We start from the raw sequence: 18,785 nt of genomic DNA on the forward strand, positions 1-18,785 counted from the left end.
ACGGCCCTAATAGGCCATTCCGTGCCGATCGTTCACGGCCCTATAGGCCATACCGCGCCGATCGTTCATGGCCCTAATAGGCCATACCGTGCCGATCGTTCATGGCCCTAATAGGCCATGAACAGAATCGCGTCCCGGTCATACTCCAGACCGGGGTGCGCGCTGGCCAGGTGGGCCTGCGTCAGGTCGACCAATTCGTCTTCGTCTTTGCCGGTGATCGCCTCGCCGCACGGACAGTTCAGGTGGGTCTTCACGATGTCGCCTTCCCGGTTGTCGCCTTTTTGGCTGCCTTCATCTGCTTCTTGTACGAACGAACCTTTTCCATCGAGCGTGCATCCGCGATGTCAGCGACCGACACGTAACTGCCGGCCTTGCCGAAATCTCCCGCGGCGGCCCGCCAACCCTTGGGTGTCACCCCGTACTGCTTGCCGAGCAGCGCCAGGAATATCTGCGCCTTCTGCTCTCCGAAGCCCGGCAGACCCTTGAGCCGTCGCAGCAACTCCGGTCCGTCGGGATCACCGGCGGTCCACAGGCCCGCCGCATCGCCGTCGTAACGGTCGACCACGATCTGCGCCAATGTCTGGATCCGCTTGGCCATCGAGCCCGGGAACCGGTGAATCGCAGGCTTTTCCGAGCACAACGCAGCGAACTTGTCCGGGTCGTAGTCGGCGATCTCGGCGGCGCTGAAACTGCCCATCCGGTCGGCGATCTTCTTGGGGCCGGCGAACGCAGTCTCGAAGGTGACCTGCTGATCGAGGACCATCCCGATGAGCAGCGCAAGGGGATCATCGGCCAGCAGTTGGTCCGCCTCAGGCTCCTGCGCCAGGCATAGCTTCACGGTCAACGACATGTTCCTTCCGTCGAGCGACCCAATTGCCATTCAGCCAATCACACCTGACTCGTGTAAGTGAATGGCAGGCCGGTCAATCGACACATATGGGGAATTTCCCCGATGCGGGCGCCCCGCCTCGCAAGAAGAGTTGCGGGCATGAGCATCGACGATGGATCGATCAAGTCACACCAATTCGTGGCGACGGGCTCGGCCTACGGGTCGGCTTGGGAGAAGTCCTCTGGACCGAACGCCCGCAAGTACTGGAGAGTCGGATTTTTTGTGATCGTCGGGTTCCTGACTGTGACGATGTTGGGCCCCACGCTCGGACTGCCGTTGCCGATCCTCGCGCCGTTCGTCACGTTCGGGTTTTTCGGCGTCGTAGTCGTCCTTGGCGTGGTCAGCAACACCAGCGTCTGGCGTCGTTCACGCCGGACGTACGTGATCGAGGTCAGCGGCGACGGGATCATCATCGACGGGCGGCGCGAGGCCGTCTACTCATTTGCCGATGCACAGTTGGGTCTGTGGGTCAGGTCGGGACTGGCGCTTCAGCTTTACAGTGGCCCGCATCAGTTTCGCCTGGGTGGACAGGGCCGGCTCATCGGCCCGGGTACGCCGCTCGACGGTCCGCCGGTGCAGTGTGTCGACGCCTGGCTGCATGAGGCGGATTTCGACAGGCTGCTGTCGTTGAGTGGCCGTTGGAACGGGTCAGCAACGGAGGCTCCCTCAGCGGGGGGAACAACTCGGTGTCTGCTCTACCCCAACGCGCTGCAGATGCAGGCGATGGGACCGTTCGCATTCGGCAAGAGACAACGCTTGCAGCAATCGCTGGCGCAGCCGCAGCTGTTCATCGACGTCGACGAGGAAAGCATTCGAGTGATCGACGCGAACGACAACACACAGATCGCGGCGGCACCGCTGTCCGGGCTGAACGCGTCACCGGCTACCTACGAGTTGGGCGGCCGACATCTAATCCCGTCGCTCCGAAGCCTCGCGACTGACGCTGTGTCACAATACTATTCGCGATCAGCAGCTATGAGCGTGTGCGTGCCTGGCGTGCCGCCGCTGACCGTTGGATGCCGCGGCTTCACCGGAATGTTCACTCGCCGGTTTTCCTGGAGTCGTGACGAGCCGGTGGTCAATGCTCCACCCGAGTACGAAGTGTCGATTGCCGACTGGCTGGTGCTCGTCGAGAAGCTCGGCTTGAGTCCGCTTCTGGAAGACACAGCCAGCTAGGACGCCTCAGCTTTCAGCCGCCGAGAGTTGTCGAACGTCAGAAATAGGGCGGTTGACCGATGTGCAATGGGCGGAGCGAGAGCGATGATCCGCACCATGAGCGTCAACAACGAAGCAGGCGCGGCACGCAAATTCGTCGCGTCGCGCGAGGCGTTCTCGACCGCGTGGATCACGGGAACCAAAATCTGGGGAGCCGTCTGCTGGGTGTTTTTCCTGGCATTCGTCGGCTTCGCCGTCTCGACGATGTTGAACACGTCGCGGGGCGCCAAGACCGACATCCCGCGCTACACCGGGTTGTACTTCATCGCGGTGCTGCTGGGCCTGAGCGCGGTCTTCGGCGTCTACATTCTGTGGCGGTCTCGGCAGAAATACGTGCTCACCGTCAGCGGCGACGAGGTGACCGTCGGTCCACGGGGCGAGGTGTTCTCGCTCGCCGACGCGAAGCTCGGTCTGTGGCCGAACATCGGGGTTGCACTCCACTTGCACGCCGAGGGTCGACGGTTCGTGCTGGGCAGGCAGGACCGCAGCATCGGGCCGACTACGCCACTCGACGCCGAGCCCACTGCGCTGGTCGACGCCCGACTGCCGGCCGCCGATTTCGACGAACTACTTCGATTGGGTGGGCGCGCCTCGGCGCGCGGACCCGCGCCGGGTGAACCGACTCGGTGCATCCTGTTCCCCAACTCGCAGACGATCGCCGACACGGGACCGTTCGCGTTCCGGAGGAAACAGAAACTGGTGAATTCGCTCAATCGAGCTCAACTGTTCGTCGACGTCGACCGCGACACGGTGCGCGTGATCGAGCCGGATAGTCACACTGTCGATGCCTCGGCCCCGATTTCCCGTGTCACCGCAACTCGGCTCAACTACGAGACGCGCGACGCGGAGTCCAGTCGCGTCGTGCGAACGCCGGTGCTGACGTTGGCGATGCCCGAGCTACCGCCGCTGAGCTTCGGCTGCGCGCTCAACGCGGAGCGATTCTCCTGGCCGGGTTACCCGCAGGCCGTCAAGCAACCGCCGGCCTACGTGCTCTCGGCAGCCGACTGGCGCACGCTGGTCGAGAAGTTCGGCCCGGCCGCCTGACAGACATGTCCAGGCTCGGTTAACCGCTCTTGCGGCGGAACTCCCGATGGTTTCCGGCCGCGCCGTGCGCTCGAGCACCCTTGGCGCCGGCGTCCTTGTGGTCCGCGCCGCCCGACGACTTGGCGTTCTTGCGCTCGAGCGCTTCGCGGAACTTGCGCTTGTTGTCTTCGGCCCCCGACTTCGCTTCAGCCATAGCCGCAGCCTAGCGCCCCGACCTCGATTCAGCGGGATTCAGCGCACGCCCGGCGGCATGCCGTACACGTGCGCGATCGGCAGCGTCAGCACTACTCGGCGGTCGGTGACCATCGCCTGCCGGTAATCGTCCCAGTCTGGGTGCTCACCGGCGATGTTGCGGTACAACGCAATCAGCGCCTCGACGGTGTCGTCGTCCGGCGCGGCGGCGGGCGGGGTCAAGCTCGCGGTGCCCTCGGCGACGGCATACGACCACCCGTCATCGGAGCTGACGAGCAGCGAGGCCCGCGGGTCGCGACGCAAGTTTCGGGTTTTGGCCCGCGGCTCGGTGACCGACACCTGAATGGTGGTGTTGCGGGCGTCGAAGTAATACGACACGTTCGACAGCTGCGGTCGCCCGTCTCGCTTCAGCGTGGCCAGCACGCCGAGGGAGTTGTCCGCGATCACGGCCAGTAGCTTGTCGTCGAAGACTTGGCGCCCCATGCCGAAAGCGTACGGCCCGGTCCGTTCAGGTGGCTACCATCGCGCCCATGACCCACTACGCGGCCTTCCTGCGCGGCGTCAACGTCGGCGGCGTCAACCTCAAAATGGCCGACGTGGCAACCACGTTGACCGATGCCGGCTTCGATGAGGTGCGTACGATCCTGGCGACCGGCAACGTGACACTGACGTCGGCCAAAAGTGCGGCGGACGTTCGGACGGTCGCAGAGAAGGCGCTGCGCGAGCGATTCGGATATGACGCGTGGGTGCTGGTCTATCCGATCACCGAGTTGCAGTCGATCGTCGACCGATATCCGTTCGAGGCCGAGGTGGACGGATACCAGTCCTACGTCACGCTCGTCAGCGACGGTGCGGTGCTGGACGAGTTGGCGGCGCTCGCTCCCGCTGGTGCCGAGAAGATCGAGCGCGGCCCGAAGTCCGCCAGGGTGATCTATTGGCAAGTCGCCAAGGGAAAGACACTCGACAGCACTATCGGCAAGACGATGGGCAAGAAGAAATACAAGTCGACGACCACCACCCGTAACCTGCGCACCCTGGTCAAGGTGCTGGCCGCTGCTCAGTCGGCGACGTAGGTCTCCAGGTAGCGCAGCGCCTCGGCCTTGCCCAGTCCCAGCCCGCGCGCGACGTCCAGATAGGCCGCGGCCGCGGCGGCCATCGCGGTGTCCGCCGGGTCGGCCCGGGCGACGAATGTGCCGAAGCGGCCGCGGGTTTCGACGATGCCGGCCGCCTCCAGTTCGCGGTATGCCCGGGCCACGGTGTTGACGGCGAGGCCAAGTTCACCGGCCAACTCACGCACCGTCGGCAACCGCGCGCCGGGCGCCAGGGTGCCGGCGCGAATCGCCTCGATGATCTGAGTGCGAAGCTGGTCGAACAGCGGACGATCCGCCCGCCCGTCGACCTGCAGCCACTCGTGCAACTCCACGGCGCCAAGTATCCCGTAGTCCAGCTATCTTGGTGAGGTGCGGATCACGGTGCTGTCTGGCGCGGGCATCTCTGCGGAAAGCGGCGTGCCGACCTTCCGCGACGACAAAAACGGGCTCTGGGCCAAGTTCGATCCCTACGAGCTGTCCAGCGTCCAAGGCTGGGAGCGCAACCCCGAACGGGTCTGGGGCTGGTATCTGTGGCGGCATTATCTGTGCGGCACCGTCGAACCCAACGCCGGGCACCGCGCCGTCGCCGCGTGGCAGAACCACGCCGAGGTCAGCGTCGTCACCCAAAACGTCGACAATCTACACGAGCGCGCGGGCAGCTCGCCCGTGCATCACTTGCACGGCAGCCTATACGAATTTCGTTGCGCCACTTGCGGTTTGCCCTACACGGGTAATTTGCCCGAAATGACCGAGCCCGCATTGGAAGTCGAACCGCCGGTCTGCGACTGCGGCGGCCTGATCCGGCCGGACATCGTATGGTTCGGCGAGCCGCTACCCGAGGCACCGTGGCAGCACGCCGTCGAGGCGACGACCAACGCCGACGTGCTGGTCGTAGTGGGAACATCGAGCATCGTCTACCCGGCGGCGAGCTTGCCGGAGGCGGCATTGGCGCGTGGAATCGTGGTCGTCGAGGTCAATCCCGAGCCGACACCGCTCTCCGACAGTGCCACGATCACGATGCGCGAATCAGCCAGCACAGCGCTGCCGTCGCTGTTGCAACGACTGCCCGCCCTGCTGAACTAGATCGGGTTCGCCGGGCGGCGCGCCCGCCCTATCACGAATTCCGACACCGGCAGCGGCGCCCACGCCGGCAACGCGTGCTGCGTTAGGGTGCGGTCCACTGCGAACCCCGCGGCCCGGATCGTCGCCTCGGTGTCACGATGCGCGTGGCAATTGCCCGCCAACCTCGGCCACAGCGTCGTCGCGTCGACAAATCTCTGCAATCCGCCCCGGACTCCCCTGCTGGCCACATGCTCCAGGTAGCGCAGCTCACCGCCCGGCTTCAGCAGCGAAAAAACCTGCCGCACAACCGAATCAGGCTCAGCGACCGAGCACAGCACCAGCGAGCATACGACCGCGTCGAATGGCTGGTCGGCCGAGAAACTCTCGATCGTCCGATTGGTGACCTCGACCGGCACGGGTGCCGTCGTGGCGGCGCCCCGGGCCCGCTCGACCAGACGCGGCTCGGGCTCGATGGCCACGACGTGCTCGACGGTGTCCGGATAGAACGCGAAGTTGGTTCCGGTACCGGCGCCGACCTCGAGAACCCGGCCGGCCAACCCTGCCAGGTTCTCCCTGCGGGATTGGCGCATCTGCTCGGTCTCGTGGGCGGCGATCGCCGGCCAGACCCGGGCGAAGAACGGGTGGTGAACGGTGTCCGCGGGAGACGCCATACCTACCAGCCTTTCGAGCGGTCGCTAGTGTCGCTGCGATCCAAGCGCCGTCAACCGTTCCACCACCTGTTGCGGGGTGGCGTCGGCGCCGACCAGCCCCGCCACCATATGCCCGGAGAAAACGGCGCGCAGCACCCGGTCGGCGAACGCCTCGGCATCGCCGAACGGCAAGTGCGGCTTGGCGATCAGCAGCGCGGCCACACCGTGGGCGGCACTCCACAGTTCCAGAGCGATGTCGCTCGCGTCGCCGGCGGGAAGTATGCCCTCGGCTATCAACGCCTTGACGGTTGCACAGATGTGCTCGAACGCCGAACTAGCAAGCGCCGCGTCGACATGGCTGTCCGACTTCCACTCGCTCATCGTCGCGATCCGGTACAGCTCGGGATTCTCAGTGGCGAACCGGACGTATGCCAGCCCCTGCGCCCGCAGAATCTCGACCGTGTCCGACTGTCCGACGGACACCCGCTCCATCTCCTCCTCGAGCTTCTCGAAATATCGGGCACACACCGCGTCCAGCAGCGCATCCTTGTCCTGGAAGTGCAGGTAGATCGACGGTGGCGTCACGCCGACGCGTTCGGCGACCGACCGAATAGACACGGCTTTGGCCTGCCCGATGTCGAGGAGAAGTTCGGTTGCGGCGTCGAGGATTTCGTCGCGCAACAGATCACCGGATCCGCGCGGCGCGCGCCGCCTGCGCAAGACGGACGGGTCAGCTGCCATCAGCGACCGTCGCGGCGGTGTAGGCGGCGGCTTCGGCCGGATCCTGGTCGGTTCGGCGGTGACGTCCGGCCGCCGGGTCGGCGGTCGCCGGCGGAGCCACCGGGTCTGACTCGCTGATCCCGAATCGTTCGTGCAGCCATGCCAGCGGCTTGGGCGCCCACCAACTCCAGCGGCCCAACACGTGCATGAACGCCGGCACCAACACCATCCGTACCAGCGTGGCATCGGCCAACACGGCCAGGGTCAACCCGGTGCCGAACATACGCATGAAGGACACCTGCGCAGCGATCAGCGCCGCAAACGAGATGGACATGACCAGCGCGGCGGCAGTGACGACGCGGCCGGTGCGAGCCAGCCCGAGCGCCACCGCCTCGTCATTGTCGGCGCGCTGGGTGCGGTGGTCCGGGGGAACCGGATGCGACGCCACCGCGGTCAGCCAGTACTCGCGGATTCTGGAGACCAGGAAGACCTCGTAGTCCATCGACAGACCGAAGGCGACACAGAACAACAGCACCGGGATGTTGGCCACCAGCGTGCCGCTCTGCGTGGTGCCCATCGCTCCGAGGTGGCCGTCTTGGAAGATCCACACCAGTGCACCGAATGCTGCCGTCAGCGATAAAACGTTGCACACCAACGCTTTCAGCGGCAGCAGCACACTGCCGGTGAGCAAGAACAACAGCGCGAACGTGATAGCGCCGATCAGACCGAGCACCAAGGGCAGCCGGGCGATGATGGCGTGCACGCTGTCGCGGTTGATCTGGGCCATCCCGGCCAGCTGAACCGGCTGACCCGCCGGACCGGGCACAGCGTGCAGCCGGTCGAGTTGCGTGTCGGACGCGGTCGAGAACAGTGGCGCCTTGCTGGCCACCGTCAAGAACGCGCTGCCCTTGTCCACTCCGGTGGCCGCCGAGGGCGGGCCCACCTGTTTGCCAGCCACGAACGTGCCAGTGGGCGCCGAGACGGCCGAGACGTCGGCCAGCCGTGACAGGTCAGCGGCGTAGCGGCTGAGGTCGCCCGGACGCACCCCTCGAACATCCGGGACGACTACAGACACCGCAGTCGCCGAGTCATCAGCGAAATCGTGACGCAGTTGGTCGCCCACTGCGTGTGCCGACGCCGACGTCGGCAGCACCCGATCGTCGGGCATTCCCCATTTCACGCCGAAGAACGGAAGTCCCAACACCGACAGCAACGCGACCACCGCCAGACCGATCGGCACCGCCCGCCGCGTCACAAACTTGGTCGACCGGTACCAGAACAATCGCTCGACCGGCTTGGGCCCGGGGTCAGGCCGACCGAAAACCCGGCGCCCGAGCCGACGCACGTCCAGCGCGTCGAGTCGCGGGCCGAGCAACACGATCGCCGCCGGTGTCACCACGATCGCGGCCACCGCGACAAAAGCGACGGTCGCCACCCCGGCGTAAGCGAACGACTTGAGGAAGTACATCGGGAACAGCACCAGCACGGCCATCGACAACGCCACGGTGGTCGCCGAGAACAGCACCGTGCGGCCCGCGGTGGCCATAGTTCGGACCAGGGCCTCGTCCGGCGCACTGCCGTCGGCCAACTCGTCGCGGTAACGACTGATGATCAACAGGGTGTAATCGATCGCCAGTGCCAAGCCCAGCGCGCTGCTCAGATTCAGCGCATAGGTCGACACGTCGGTGCCGAAGCTGATCAATCGCAACACGGACATTGAGCCCACGATGGCCAGGCCGCCCAGGCAGATCGGCAACGCCGCGGTCAGCAGGCCGCCGAACACCCAGACCAGCACCAGGAAGCTGAGCGGGATTGCCAGCGACTCCATCAGCAACAGGTCGCGCTCGTTCTGATGGTTGATCTGGCTGTAAACCATCGCCACTCCGCCAGCACGAACCGTGACGCCGTCGCGGTCGTGCACAACGCGGGACGCGATCTGCTTGGCGTAGATCTGCGCAGTGTTCTCGCCGCCCTTGAGGTTCGCCACGACCAGTCCGGACTTGCCGTCTCGGCTCACCAGGTCGGCGGTCAAGTGGGAAGGACTGGCGGCCGCACCCGGGCCCGTCCATGCCGAGACGACGTTGTAGACCCCGTCGGAGCGTTGGACCTGGTTGACGATGTCGACGGCGGCACTGCGCGCCTGCTCGCTTTGCGCCCCGGCCGGCGCGGTGATCACCAAAACCAGCTGTTGATCGCTTTGCCCGAACTTGTCGGAGAGCAGCTTGGTCGCCTGCGCTGACTCCGAGGCCGGATCTTGGAAACCGCCGGCGGACAAACTCTTGGCCACGGGAAGTCCAAAGACCGCCGCCGCCACGAAGACCAGGACAGCGGCTGCGACTATGCGCCTGGGCCCAGCAAGGGCAAAGAGTGCGATCCGCTGCAACATGGGTGTCCTCCGGTTCAATACCGTAGGTAACTTATCAGCGATAAGTTACCTACGCAACGTCCGGGCGCGTCATCAACGCCTCACCGGAGGAACGAGACGGATACCCGCGAAAGTTCAACGCGGCTCCCGACAACCAGGACATTTGCGGAGCATATGCGGTTACACGTCTGCCCAATAGGCCTGTTCCAACCATCCGGATCCCCCGTCCGGTGGGCAGCCCCTCACTGTGGGCTTACTTGTCGGTAACAATTGCCAACGTTTTCCGAATCGTGACTCAAAGATTCCTTAAACGACGCCCATACGCTCATCTACATGTGGATCGATGACTCCAGTGCCGACGTGATCAAAGTGGATTTCGAGGCTCTCTACCACGGTGACTTCCTGGTCGAGGGTGAGTGCTCGGAGCAACTCGAGGATGGGCATTTGCTGCCCACCGCGAGCTAGTCCCCGCGACCCACGCCCGCCGTTCGCGAGCGTGGCTTCCTCGAAGCGATCGTGAGCTTCGGCGTTACACGAACAAGCAAAAAGCCCCCGCGTCGGCGGGGGCTTTTCTGCTCATGGCGTTGGCTCGAACGTCTACTTGTCGCAAAACTCTGACCGTTTGGTCCCGCGTGTCGACTCTCGAGGCATCTATACCCAGTCGGCCACGACGGCCTCGGTGTCGGCTCCGGGCTGGCCCGGCGGCTTAGGCCGGCCCGGCTGGGAGCGGGAGAACCGCGGCGCGGGCAGCGGCTGCAGCCCGTTGCCCGCCTGATAGAAGGTGTTGCGCTCGGTAATGTGCGGCTCGGTCTCGACCTCCCCGAACGCCAACACCGGTGTTACACAGGCATCGGAGTCGGCGAAGACCTTGGCCCAGTGGTCGCGGTCCTTGCCGGCGAACGCCTGTGTAAAGGCCGCCCGCAGCTCGGGCCAGCGGCTGCGATCGTTCTGCCCAGGCAGGTCCTCGGGGTTCAGCCCCAGGCCGGCCAGCATCTCGGCGTAGAACTGCGGCTCGATTGCGCCCACCGAAACGTAGCGGCCGTCGGCGCATTCGTAGGTGTCGTAATAGGGCGCTCCGGTGTCGAGCATGTTGGTGCCGCGCTCGTCGGTCCAGAGCCCGAGGGCGCGCATCCCCCACATCATCTGCACCAGCACCGAGGATCCGTCGATCATGGCTGCGTCGACGACCTGACCCTTGCCGGAGGTCTGCCGCTCGAACAGCGCCGAGAGGATGCCGAGCAGCAAGAACATCGACCCGCCCCCGAAGTCACCGACCAGGTTCAGCGGCGGCACCGGCTTCTCGCCCGCCCGGCCGATCGCGTGCAGCACGCCGTTCAGCGAGATGTAGTTGATGTCGTGGCCCGCCTGCTTACTGCGCGGGCCGGTCTGCCCCCAGCCGGTCATCCGGCCGTAGATCAACCGCTCGTTGACCTTCGCGCAGTCGTCCGGGCCCAGTCCCATCCGTTCGGTGACGCCCGGCCGGTAACCCTCGATCAGCACGTCGGCCTTCGCGACGAGCTTGAGCACCAGATCGCGGCCCTCGTCGGACTTGAGGTCGGCGATGACGAACCGGCGGTTGCGCAACATCGGGTCGGAGCCGCTGGCGCCCGGCCGGTCGACGCGGACCACGTCGGCGCCAAGATCGCCCAGAATCATCGCGGCGTGCGGGCCGGGCCCGATCCCGGCGAGCTCGATTACTCGCAAACCTGTCAGCGGACCTGCCATTTGCGACCTCCTTGTCGACACCTGTCCCCGTGGCGATCGCGAGCGCGGCGTAGCCGGGCGATGCGGGTCGACACCGTATTTACGAGCATCATGGCAGTCATCCGCAACACCGTTGCAACCCGGTGGCTTCGTGGCGATCGCAAGCGCGGCACAGCCGGGCGCGGCGGGTCGCCACCATATTCCGTGGCGATCGCAAGCGCGGCACAGCCGGGCGCGGCGGGTCGCCACCATATTCCGTGGCGATCGCAAGCGCGCACAGCCGGGCGCGGCGGGTCGCCACCGCACTACAGTCAATCCATGACCGCTATCGATTCCGGGATCGACGCCCTCGCACCCGTCGACGGACTGGTCGTCAGCCTCGCCGACGGCGTGCTGTCGGTGACGATCGACCGCCCGGACAGCCTGAACTCGTTGACGCTGCCGGTGTTCGAGGGACTCGCCGACGCGATGGAGCAGGCGGCCCATGATCCGCGCGTGAAAGTCGTCCGCCTCGGCGGCGCCGGCCGGGGCTTTTGCTCCGGAGCGGGCATGAGCGCCGACGACGTGGCCGGCACCGGTCCCGGCGACGAGCTGATCATGGCGGCCAACCGGGTGGTGCGGGCGATCACCGCGCTGCCACGCCCCGTCGTCGCTGTGGTTCAGGGTGCCGCCGCGGGTGTCGGGGTATCCATCGCCTTGGCCTGTGACTTGGTATTGGCTTCGGAGAAGGCGTTCTTCATGCTCGCCTTCACCAAGATCGGGCTGATGCCCGACGGCGGCGCTTCGGCGCTGATCGCAGCCGCGATCGGCCGGATCGGCGCGATGCGGATGGCACTGCTGGCCGAGCGACTGCCCGCCGCCGACGCGCTGGCCGCCGGACTGATCAGCGCGGTCTACCCGGTCGACGAATTCGAGGCCGAGGTCGACAAGGTGGTCTCCGGCCTGCTGTCCGGACCGGTGGTGGCGTTCGCCAAGACCAAGCAGGCGATCAACGCCGCCACGTTGACCGAGTTGGAGCCGACACTGCAACGGGAGCTCGAAGGTCAGTCGATTCTGCTCAACTCGCACGACTTTCGCGAAGGAGCACGGGCGTTCCAGCAGCGGCGGAGCCCCGCGTTCACCGATAGCTAGCGGCTCACAACCCGAACAGCGGCGGAAGACCCAGCAGGACGACCAGCGTCCAGACGAAGTGAGTCAGGATCGGCGCCAACACACCACCGGTGGCCCGGCGCTCGAACGCGCAGACCGTGCCGAGGATGATCGCCGCGAACGCGAGCATGGGGTTCTGGCTGCTGGCCCAGGTCGCGATGACATAAATCGTGGTCGAAATCAGCAACGGGTGATGGCGTCCCAGCGCGGTGTAGAGCGCCCCACGGTAAAACAACTCTTCACCCACGGCGGCCAGCAGCGCGATCGCCATCGTCAACCGCCAGGACCCCTGATCGGTGTAGTGCAGCAACCGCGTGACGTAGCCTGCCACCGCCGGAATCTCGCGAACGATCAGACCGCCGACGATGAACACGCCGCCGAGCAGCAGTCCGATCGTCGTACCGCTGACCACTGGGCGCTGGTTGCGGCCGCGCCAGCACGCGCCGCCGAGATGCAGCGGTCCGGAGAGAAACGCGCCTGCCGCCCAGATGCCGGCCAGGGCCAACGTCCACCAGTAGAACGCCGGTTCGCCGGGACGCTCTCTCAAAGCCAGGCCTAACGAGGCGACGCCGAGCACCAGCACCACCGCGACCACCACTCGCCGGCGGCGCACGACGCCGGGCGGTTCGTTGTGCGGCACAGCGACATTGACGATTCCGCGCCGAATCTCTTCCAAAGCGCTGGGCTGGGAATTCACGTCACTCATCTAATCGCACTTTCGGCGCGAGCGTGATCAAGATCTCCAGTGCCGTCCGGAGCGCCCCGGCGATCGGACCGGGCATGATGTCGACCAAGCCCAGACCGGGCCGGGCGATCGCCGGAGTGACGGCACACGCCAGCCGCCGCAACCGCAGCGCGTCGCCGCCCGCCCAGGCCGGATCGCTGTCGGCGAGATGATGTGGGTCGGCGAGCCGATCGACAGGCCGTGGCTTGCGCTTCGACAACGAGCGCCGGATCGCCTCGTCGATCGACAGCAGACCGCCCGGCGGGTCGGGAACCAGCTCGCGCAGTCCGCTACCGCTGGCCCGCATCGGATAGTCGAGTGACTCGACCAGATCGGCCGCCAGGCCGTCCGGCACCGGCAAAGCGAGCGCGGTCACCCACGATGCCAGCGTGGTGTCGATACCCCAGACCGGCAGACCGGCCTGCCAGGTACCGCTGATCCGCGCGTAGCTCCTGAGCAGCTCGCGATACGACGTGGTGTCCGGGCCGGCGATGTCATACGCGCCGGCCGGAACCAGGTCGGAGTCGGCCGCCGCCACGAGATAATGCAGGACATCGCGGATCGAGATCGGGTCGATCGGGTTGCTCATCCACGCCGGCACCGGAATCACCGGGAAGCGGTCGGCGACATAGCGCAGCATCTCGAATGACGTCGACCCCGCGCCGAAGATGACCGCGGCGCCTAGCCAGACCAGTTCGGGCCCGCCGTCGATGCTCAGCGCCTCGGCGACTTCGGCACGACTGGTCAGGTGCTCGGACAGGCCCTCGTCGCACGGGACGAAGCCGCCGAGGTACACGATGCGCCGTACGCCGGCGTCCTTGGCAGCGGCGGCGACATTTCCGGCCGCCGCCCGGTCGACGTCGCGAAATTCGGGCTGCCCGATCGCGTGCACCAGGTAGTAGATGACATCGATCGGTCCGCTTTCGACCATCGCCGCCTTCACGGAGTCGGCGTCGGTGGCGTCGAACTCGACCGGCAGCACGTCGTCGTGCCAGCCGAACCTGGCGAGCCGGGCCGGGTTGCGGGTCGCCGCCACCACGCGATGTCCGGCTCCGAGCAACGCTGTGACCAGCCGTGACCCTACATATCCTGTCGCGCCGGTCACCAGGATTCGCACACTCTCCACCTACCGATCGCGGGGGCATTGGCTAGTAGAAGTTGCCCCGCCCCGCCGTCCGGCAAACCGGCGTGGCCGTTGTCACAAGTCGGCGTCGCGGCGACGGGTGCCACGGTCCAGGGTTCTGTGGTTAGGTTCCAACTATCCGGATTGAACTAACGCGAGCGTCAGATCGTGACCCATGTGAGCGAACACGCCCGGTATTCGCCTAATTGCAAGGGGTGTCTGAATTGCAAGAGATAACTGGCGACACGACGCCGGCCCCGTCCATCGCGGCCGTCGCGGTCGAATTCCCGCCGTATCAAGTCAGTCAGGCCGAAGCCATGTCCGGCCTCACCGGATTCGGTGGCCCAGACTTCGAGCGTTTCGGCGCCAGCGCGGGAGTGGAGAAACGCCGAATTGCCATGCCGCTGGCCAACTATGGCACGCTGACCGGGTTCACCGAAGCCAACGACATCTTCATCGAGACGGCGCTGACGCTCGGCGAGCGTGCCATCCTCGCGGCGTTGGACTCCGCCGAGGTCAAGCCCGAAGACGTCGACGTCGTGTTCTCGACCACGGTGACCGGGTTGGCAGTGCCCACCCTGGAAGCCCGGTTGGCGAATCGACTCGGGCTGCGCCCCGACGTGAAGCGGGTGCCGCTGTTCGGTTTGGGTTGTGTGGCCGGCGCCGCAGGCGTCGCCCGCATGCACGACTATCTGCGGGCGTTCCCGAAGCAGGTGTCGGTGCTGCTCGCCGTCGAACTGTGCTCGCTGACCCTGCAGCGGGATGACCTCTCGGTGGCTAACTTGGTGGCGGCCAGCCTGTTCGGCGATGGTGCGGCCGCCGTCGTCGCCAAAGGAGCGGCACGAACCTCGACCGGTCCCCGGGTGCTGGACACCCGCAGCCGGATCTACCCCGAAACCGAAGACGTGATGGGCTGGGACATCGGCAGCAACGGTTTCAAGATCAAGCTCTCCACCGAGGTGGCGACCGTCGCCGAGAAGTATGTCGGCGAAGACGTCCGCAACTTCCTGGCCGAACACGGGCTCACTCCAGACGACATCTCGACGTGGGTCTGTCACCCCGGCGGGCCGAAGGTCATCGAGGCCATCGAAAACACCCTGGACCTGCCCGTACACGCCATGGACCACACTCGTAACTCGTTGCGCGAGAACGCGAATCTGTCGTCGGTGTCGGTGCTCGACGTGCTCAGCCGGAACCTGGCCCAGCCGCCGGCGCCTGGGTCTTTCGGATTGATGATCGCGATGGGCCCGGCGTTCTGCTCAGAACTCGTCCTGCTCGGTTGGTAGCCGTGTACTACCTGCTGATCCTGGCTGTGGGGATCGAGCGCGTGGCCGAGCTGGTCGTTTCCAAGCGCAATGCCCGGTGGGCTTTTGCCAACGGCGGCAAGGAATTCGGGCGCAACCACTACCCGGTGATGGTTACTATCCACACCGCGCTACTGCTCGGGTGCGTCCTCGAGGTGTGGGCGCTGCACCGGCCGTTTCTCCCGTGGTTGGGCTGGCCGATGCTGGCGTTGGCCGTGCTGACCCAGGTGCTGCGGTGGTGGTGCATCACAACGTTGGGGCATCGGTGGAACACGTTGGTGATCGTGCTGCCCGAGGCGCCGTTAGTGCGTCAGGGACCCTACCGTTGGTTGCACCACCCCAACTACGTGGCCGTCGTCGTCGAGGGCTTCGCGCTGCCGCTGATCCACACCGCCTGGCTGACCGCGCTGTGCTTCACGGTGGCCAACGCGCTGCTGCTCACGGTACGGATCCGGGTAGAGAACGCAGCGTTGGGCTACGCGTGACGCGCACCGTCGATCCGAAATGACGTACGACGCTGATCTGCTGATCGTCGGCGGCGGACCCGGTGGGCTCGCCACCGCGTTACACGCTCGCCGGCAAGGGCTTTCGGTGATCGTGGCCGAACCGCGGGAGACCCCGGTGGACAAGGCCTGCGGTGAGGGCTTGATGCCCGGCGGCCTAGCCGAGCTGACGGCGCTGGGTGTCGACCCGGCGGGCCTCCCCTTTCGCGGCATCGCCTACCTCGACGAGCGCCGACGTGCGGAGGCCCTGTTCCGCGGCGGGCCTGGTCGCGGCGTACGGCGCACCACGCTGCACGCCGCGATGGCCGCTCGCGCCAAAGAACAAGACACCGAATGGGTTTCGATCCGGATCACCGATGTCTCGCAGGACGCGACCGGCGTCACGGCCGGCGGTCTTCGGGCCCGATGGCTGGTGGCCGCCGACGGACTGCACTCCCACGTGCGGTCGGCAGTCGGGATCGGCGCGGTCGCCGGAACACCGCGGCGCTACGGCGTGCGCTGGCATTTCTCCCTGCCGGCGTGGTCGGATTTCGTCGAAGTGTACTGGTCACCGCTGGGCGAGGCCTACGTGACACCGGTCGAGCCCGACCTGGTCGGCGTCGCGATTCTGTCGAGCGGGCAACCTGACCTCGACTGGTTCCCACGACTCGCGAAGCGGCTGCGTGGCGCTCCGAGGACCCGGGCCCGCGGCTGTGGCCCACTGCGGCAAGTGGTTTCGCGAAGGGTGGCCGGACGCGTGCTCCTGGTCGGCGACGCCGCGGGATATGAGGACGCGCTGACCGGCGAGGGCGTCAGCCTGGCCGTCAAGCAGGCCCGCGCGGTGGTCGCCGCGATCGTCGACGGCAATCCGTCGTCTTACGAAGCGACTTGGCGGCGGATCACGCGCGATTACCGACTGCTCACCCGCGCTCTCGTGTTGACCACAGCGTCACGCGTCGGGCGTCGCGCGGTCGTTCCGGCGACTTCGAAGCTGCCCGCTGTATTCGACCTCGCGGTGAATACGTTGGCGCGCTGAGCTTTCGTATCTATCGACGGCGACCCGCGGCGCCCGGCTACGCCGCTCTTGCGATCGCCTTGGCGGCTAGCGCGCCTTCCACACCGGCGGACGCTTCTGCGCGAACGCCAGCGGCCCCTCCTTGGCGTCCTCGGTGCGCAGCAGCGCACCGAATTCCCGTGCGGTGCGGGCCCATCCGGGCTCCTCGTCGGGAATGACGCCGTCGTCGGCACCACACGCGATCCGCTTGCTGGCCTGCACCGACAGCGGCGCATTGACGGTGATCCGCTTCGCCAGCGCCAGTGCGGCGTCCAGCACGGTGCCGTTGGGCACGACCTGGTTGATCAGACCCCAGCTCTCCGCTTCGGTCGCGGTGATCGGCTCACCGGTCAACAGCATCTCCATGCCCACCTTGCGCGGCAGCTGCTGCGCGATGCGGAAGACGCCGCCGGCGCCGGCCAGCAATCCCACCTTGACCTCGGGCAGACCGAACTGTGCGCGCTCCTCGGCCACCACCAGGTCGCTGGCCAGGGCCAGCTCGGTTCCCCCGCCCAGCGCCGTGCCGTTCACCGCGGCGATCGTCGGCTTGTCGATGAAGTGGTGGACGTAGCCGGCGAAGCCCCACTCCCCGTGATCGGGATGGTACAGATTCTCGCGGCGCGCGATCGCCTTGAGATCGGCTCCCGCGCAGAAAGACTTGTCACCGGCACCGGTGATCACCACCGCCCGCACCTCGGGGTCGTGCTGCGCCTGCTCGAGCGCATCACCGACCCCGACGCTGACCGCCCCATTGACGCAGTTACGAGCCTCCGGCCGGTTGATCGTGATGACGAGGACGTCGTCGCGGCGTTCGGTGAGGACCGCCGGTTCCGTCACAACAGTTCCACGATGGTGGCGTTTGCCTGACCGCCACCCTCACACATGGTCTGCAGGCCGTAGCGAATTCCCTTGTCCCGCATGTGGTACAGCATTGTGGTCATGATCCGGGCGCCGGATCCACCGAGCGGATGCCCCAGCGCGATCGCGCCGCCGTTGGGGTTGAGCTTCTTCTCGTCAGCGCCGATGTCCTGCAGCCAGGCCAGCGGAACCGGCGCGAACGCCTCGTTGACCTCGAACACGCCGATGTCGTCGAGCGACAGGCCGGACTTCTTCAACGCCTTCTGGGTGGCAGGGATGGGGGCGGTCAGCATGATCACCGGGTCGGCACCGGCCAGCACGGCGGTGTGCACCTTGGCAATCGGGTTGAGCCCCAACTCTTTTGCCTTCTCCGCCGTCATGATCAGCAGCGCGGCGGAGCCGTCGGAGATCTGGCTGGAGTTGCCGGCGTGGATGACACCATCTTCCTTGAACGCTGGCTTCAGCTGAGCCATCTTCTCGATCGGCGTGCCGCGACGGATGCCCTCGTCCTTGAGGATTACGTTTCCGTCTTGGTCCTTGATGCCGACGATCTGGTCGTCGAAGGCGCCGGAATCCTGGGCGGCAGCGGCCTTGTCGTGCGATCCGAGCGAGTACTGGTCGACGGTGGTCCGGTCGAAGCCCCACTGCTCGGCGATCATCTCGGCACCGATGCCTTGGTTGGGCGTCCGGTCGTAGCGGGCCTTGAAGTTCGGGGAGAACGGGTTGCCGCCGTTGGCCAGCGAAGCGCCCATCGGCGTCCGCGACATCGATTCGACACCGCCAGCGACCACTACGTCGTAATGGCCGGCAACCACGCCGGCCGCGGCGAAGTGGATCGACTGCTGACTCGAGCCGCACTGCCGGTCGACGGTTACGCCCGGCACGGTCTCAGGCCAGCCGGCGGCCAGCAGCGCCGTGCGGCCGATGTCCATCGACTGCTCGCCGGCCTGCATGACGCAGCCCCAGATCACGTCGTCGACGAGGCCGGGGTCGATACCGGCCTTCTCGACCAGACCATTGAGCACCTGCGCGGACAGGTCGGCGGCGTGGACGCCGGACAAACCGCCGTTGCGCTTGCCGATCGGTGAACGAACTGCCTCGACGATGACTGCTTCAGTCATGGCTCCATCTCCTTTGACGCTCGAGCTAATGTGCCCGA

The 18,785-nt window shown here is 66.3% G+C and carries 22 protein-coding genes; 9 read left to right on the plus strand and 13 right to left on the minus strand.

Going from position 1 to position 18,785, the window contains the following annotated elements; all coding sequences use genetic code 11:
• Window positions 1-107: 107 nt before the first annotated feature.
• Together MKK62_RS02205 and MKK62_RS02210 are read right to left on the minus strand one after the other, a co-directional pair.
• On the minus strand, window positions 108-254 hold the full coding sequence (locus MKK62_RS02205; RefSeq protein WP_067334757.1) for a DUF1059 domain-containing protein: 147 nt from the start codon (window positions 252-254) through the stop codon (window positions 108-110).
• Complete coding sequence (locus MKK62_RS02210; RefSeq protein ID WP_240262612.1) at window positions 251-850, minus strand: HhH-GPD-type base excision DNA repair protein; 600 nt, start codon at window positions 848-850, stop codon at window positions 251-253. Before MKK62_RS02210 ends, MKK62_RS02205 begins: the two co-directional genes overlap by 4 nt.
• A 138-nt stretch (window positions 851-988) precedes the next feature.
• Here MKK62_RS02210 and MKK62_RS02215 point away from each other — a divergent pair, with 138 nt between their 5' ends.
• Window positions 989-2,065: a hypothetical protein gene (locus tag MKK62_RS02215; protein WP_240262611.1), complete on the plus strand. Its 1,077-nt coding sequence runs from the start codon at window positions 989-991 to the stop codon at window positions 2,063-2,065.
• 96 nt (window positions 2,066-2,161) lie between these two features.
• Window positions 2,162-3,148 (plus strand): hypothetical protein, encoded by a 987-nt coding sequence (locus MKK62_RS02220; RefSeq protein ID WP_240262610.1) that lies wholly within the window; start codon window positions 2,162-2,164, stop codon window positions 3,146-3,148.
• A gap of 19 nt (window positions 3,149-3,167) precedes the next feature.
• On the opposite strand, the gene MKK62_RS02225 is transcribed toward MKK62_RS02220, so the two are convergent.
• Both MKK62_RS02225 and MKK62_RS02230 read right to left on the minus strand, forming a co-directional pair.
• Entirely contained in the window at window positions 3,168-3,341 is a 174-nt protein-coding gene (locus MKK62_RS02225) for a DUF5302 domain-containing protein (protein ID WP_240262609.1), read from the minus strand.
• Between the two features lie 38 nt (window positions 3,342-3,379).
• On the minus strand, window positions 3,380-3,823 hold the full coding sequence (locus MKK62_RS02230) for a PPOX class F420-dependent oxidoreductase (protein ID WP_240262608.1): 444 nt from the start codon (window positions 3,821-3,823) through the stop codon (window positions 3,380-3,382).
• Between the two features lie 47 nt (window positions 3,824-3,870).
• Between MKK62_RS02230 and MKK62_RS02235 the strand changes: the two genes are divergently transcribed.
• Window positions 3,871-4,413 carry a DUF1697 domain-containing protein gene (locus MKK62_RS02235; protein ID WP_240262607.1) on the plus strand — a complete coding sequence of 181 codons (543 nt, stop codon included), beginning with the start codon at window positions 3,871-3,873 and terminating at the stop codon, window positions 4,411-4,413.
• Here MKK62_RS02235 and MKK62_RS02240 read toward each other — a convergent pair.
• Window positions 4,398-4,763, minus strand: coding sequence for an Rv1152 family transcriptional regulator (locus MKK62_RS02240; RefSeq protein ID WP_240262606.1), 366 nt, complete (start codon window positions 4,761-4,763; stop codon window positions 4,398-4,400). The genes MKK62_RS02235 and MKK62_RS02240 overlap by 16 nt on opposite strands.
• A gap of 37 nt (window positions 4,764-4,800) precedes the next feature.
• Between MKK62_RS02240 and MKK62_RS02245 the strand changes: the two genes are divergently transcribed.
• Complete coding sequence (locus MKK62_RS02245; RefSeq protein WP_240262605.1) at window positions 4,801-5,514, plus strand: NAD-dependent deacylase; 714 nt, start codon at window positions 4,801-4,803, stop codon at window positions 5,512-5,514.
• Here the strand turns inward: MKK62_RS02245 and MKK62_RS02250 are convergent.
• The 3 genes from MKK62_RS02250 to MKK62_RS02260 are packed head-to-tail and all read right to left on the minus strand — an operon-like array spanning window position 5,511 to window position 9,249.
• Window positions 5,511-6,164: a class I SAM-dependent methyltransferase gene (locus tag MKK62_RS02250; RefSeq protein ID WP_240262604.1), complete on the minus strand. Its 654-nt coding sequence runs from the start codon at window positions 6,162-6,164 to the stop codon at window positions 5,511-5,513. The two genes, MKK62_RS02245 and MKK62_RS02250, sit on opposite strands and share 4 nt — an antisense overlap.
• 24 nt (window positions 6,165-6,188) lie before the next feature.
• Complete coding sequence (locus MKK62_RS02255; protein WP_240262603.1) at window positions 6,189-6,884, minus strand: TetR/AcrR family transcriptional regulator; 696 nt, start codon at window positions 6,882-6,884, stop codon at window positions 6,189-6,191.
• Entirely contained in the window at window positions 6,874-9,249 is a 2,376-nt protein-coding gene (locus MKK62_RS02260; protein WP_240262602.1) for an MMPL family transporter, read from the minus strand. Before MKK62_RS02260 ends, MKK62_RS02255 begins: the two co-directional genes overlap by 11 nt.
• A 312-nt stretch (window positions 9,250-9,561) precedes the next feature.
• Between MKK62_RS02260 and MKK62_RS02265 the strand changes: the two genes are divergently transcribed.
• The gene (locus tag MKK62_RS02265; protein ID WP_260060465.1) at window positions 9,562-9,693 is read left to right on the plus strand and encodes a hypothetical protein; all 132 of its coding nucleotides are present in this window, start codon (window positions 9,562-9,564) and stop codon (window positions 9,691-9,693) included.
• A gap of 186 nt (window positions 9,694-9,879) precedes the next feature.
• On the opposite strand, the gene MKK62_RS02270 is transcribed toward MKK62_RS02265, so the two are convergent.
• The gene (locus MKK62_RS02270; RefSeq protein WP_240262601.1) at window positions 9,880-10,953 is read right to left on the minus strand and encodes a CaiB/BaiF CoA transferase family protein; all 1,074 of its coding nucleotides are present in this window, start codon (window positions 10,951-10,953) and stop codon (window positions 9,880-9,882) included.
• Between the two features lie 297 nt (window positions 10,954-11,250).
• Here MKK62_RS02270 and MKK62_RS02275 point away from each other — a divergent pair, with 297 nt between their 5' ends.
• Window positions 11,251-12,063: an enoyl-CoA hydratase gene (locus MKK62_RS02275; protein WP_240262600.1), complete on the plus strand. Its 813-nt coding sequence runs from the start codon at window positions 11,251-11,253 to the stop codon at window positions 12,061-12,063.
• A gap of 4 nt (window positions 12,064-12,067) precedes the next feature.
• Here the strand turns inward: MKK62_RS02275 and MKK62_RS02280 are convergent, their stop codons facing one another.
• Together MKK62_RS02280 and MKK62_RS02285 are read right to left on the minus strand one after the other, a co-directional pair.
• Window positions 12,068-12,787 carry a CPBP family intramembrane glutamic endopeptidase gene (locus MKK62_RS02280; RefSeq protein WP_240262599.1) on the minus strand — a complete coding sequence of 240 codons (720 nt, stop codon included), beginning with the start codon at window positions 12,785-12,787 and terminating at the stop codon, window positions 12,068-12,070.
• Window positions 12,780-13,922 (minus strand): NAD(P)H-binding protein, encoded by a 1,143-nt coding sequence (locus MKK62_RS02285; protein ID WP_240262598.1) that lies wholly within the window; start codon window positions 13,920-13,922, stop codon window positions 12,780-12,782. Before MKK62_RS02285 ends, MKK62_RS02280 begins: the two co-directional genes overlap by 8 nt.
• Before the next feature lie 221 nt (window positions 13,923-14,143).
• Here MKK62_RS02285 and MKK62_RS02290 point away from each other — a divergent pair, with 221 nt between their 5' ends.
• From MKK62_RS02290 to MKK62_RS02300, 3 genes are read left to right on the plus strand one after another with little or no spacing between them, the layout of a single operon-like run.
• Window positions 14,144-15,214 (plus strand): type III polyketide synthase, encoded by a 1,071-nt coding sequence (locus MKK62_RS02290; protein ID WP_240262597.1) that lies wholly within the window; start codon window positions 14,144-14,146, stop codon window positions 15,212-15,214.
• 2 nt (window positions 15,215-15,216) lie between these two features.
• Window positions 15,217-15,717, plus strand: a complete 501-nt coding sequence (locus MKK62_RS02295; protein ID WP_240262596.1) for an isoprenylcysteine carboxyl methyltransferase family protein — start codon at window positions 15,217-15,219, stop codon at window positions 15,715-15,717.
• Window positions 15,718-15,736: 19 nt separating this feature from the next.
• Window positions 15,737-16,750: an NAD(P)/FAD-dependent oxidoreductase gene (locus MKK62_RS02300; RefSeq protein ID WP_240262595.1), complete on the plus strand. Its 1,014-nt coding sequence runs from the start codon at window positions 15,737-15,739 to the stop codon at window positions 16,748-16,750.
• Window positions 16,751-16,816: 66 nt separating this feature from the next.
• Here the strand turns inward: MKK62_RS02300 and MKK62_RS02305 are convergent, their stop codons facing one another.
• Complete coding sequence (locus tag MKK62_RS02305; protein WP_240262594.1) at window positions 16,817-17,605, minus strand: crotonase/enoyl-CoA hydratase family protein; 789 nt, start codon at window positions 17,603-17,605, stop codon at window positions 16,817-16,819.
• Window positions 17,602-18,747 carry a thiolase family protein gene (locus tag MKK62_RS02310; protein WP_240262593.1) on the minus strand — a complete coding sequence of 382 codons (1,146 nt, stop codon included), beginning with the start codon at window positions 18,745-18,747 and terminating at the stop codon, window positions 17,602-17,604. Before MKK62_RS02310 ends, MKK62_RS02305 begins: the two co-directional genes overlap by 4 nt.
• Between the last annotated feature and the right edge of the window lie 38 nt (window positions 18,748-18,785).

It is taken from the genome of Mycobacterium paraterrae (assembly GCF_022430545.2).
GTDB classification, from domain to species: Bacteria; Actinomycetota; Actinomycetes; order Mycobacteriales; family Mycobacteriaceae; genus Mycobacterium; species Mycobacterium paraterrae.

Coding starts and splice junctions, on each gene's coding strand:
- MKK62_RS02275 (WP_240262600.1), top strand. CDS start 11,251: ATGACCGCTATCGATTCCGGGATCGACGCCCTCGCACCCGTCGACGGA.
- MKK62_RS02280 (WP_240262599.1), bottom strand. CDS start 12,787: ATGAGTGACGTGAATTCCCAGCCCAGCGCTTTGGAAGAGATTCGGCGC.
- MKK62_RS02260 (WP_240262602.1), bottom strand. CDS start 9,249: ATGTTGCAGCGGATCGCACTCTTTGCCCTTGCTGGGCCCAGGCGCATA.
- MKK62_RS02210 (WP_240262612.1), bottom strand. CDS start 850: ATGTCGTTGACCGTGAAGCTATGCCTGGCGCAGGAGCCTGAGGCGGAC.
- MKK62_RS02225 (WP_240262609.1), bottom strand. CDS start 3,341: ATGGCTGAAGCGAAGTCGGGGGCCGAAGACAACAAGCGCAAGTTCCGC.
- MKK62_RS02270 (WP_240262601.1), bottom strand. CDS start 10,953: ATGGCAGGTCCGCTGACAGGTTTGCGAGTAATCGAGCTCGCCGGGATC.
- MKK62_RS02235 (WP_240262607.1), top strand. CDS start 3,871: ATGACCCACTACGCGGCCTTCCTGCGCGGCGTCAACGTCGGCGGCGTC.
- MKK62_RS02215 (WP_240262611.1), top strand. CDS start 989: ATGAGCATCGACGATGGATCGATCAAGTCACACCAATTCGTGGCGACG.
- MKK62_RS02255 (WP_240262603.1), bottom strand. CDS start 6,884: ATGGCAGCTGACCCGTCCGTCTTGCGCAGGCGGCGCGCGCCGCGCGGA.
- MKK62_RS02300 (WP_240262595.1), top strand. CDS start 15,737: ATGACGTACGACGCTGATCTGCTGATCGTCGGCGGCGGACCCGGTGGG.
- MKK62_RS02265 (WP_260060465.1), top strand. CDS start 9,562: ATGTGGATCGATGACTCCAGTGCCGACGTGATCAAAGTGGATTTCGAG.
- MKK62_RS02310 (WP_240262593.1), bottom strand. CDS start 18,747: ATGACTGAAGCAGTCATCGTCGAGGCAGTTCGTTCACCGATCGGCAAG.
- MKK62_RS02230 (WP_240262608.1), bottom strand. CDS start 3,823: ATGGGGCGCCAAGTCTTCGACGACAAGCTACTGGCCGTGATCGCGGAC.
- MKK62_RS02250 (WP_240262604.1), bottom strand. CDS start 6,164: ATGGCGTCTCCCGCGGACACCGTTCACCACCCGTTCTTCGCCCGGGTC.
- MKK62_RS02220 (WP_240262610.1), top strand. CDS start 2,162: ATGAGCGTCAACAACGAAGCAGGCGCGGCACGCAAATTCGTCGCGTCG.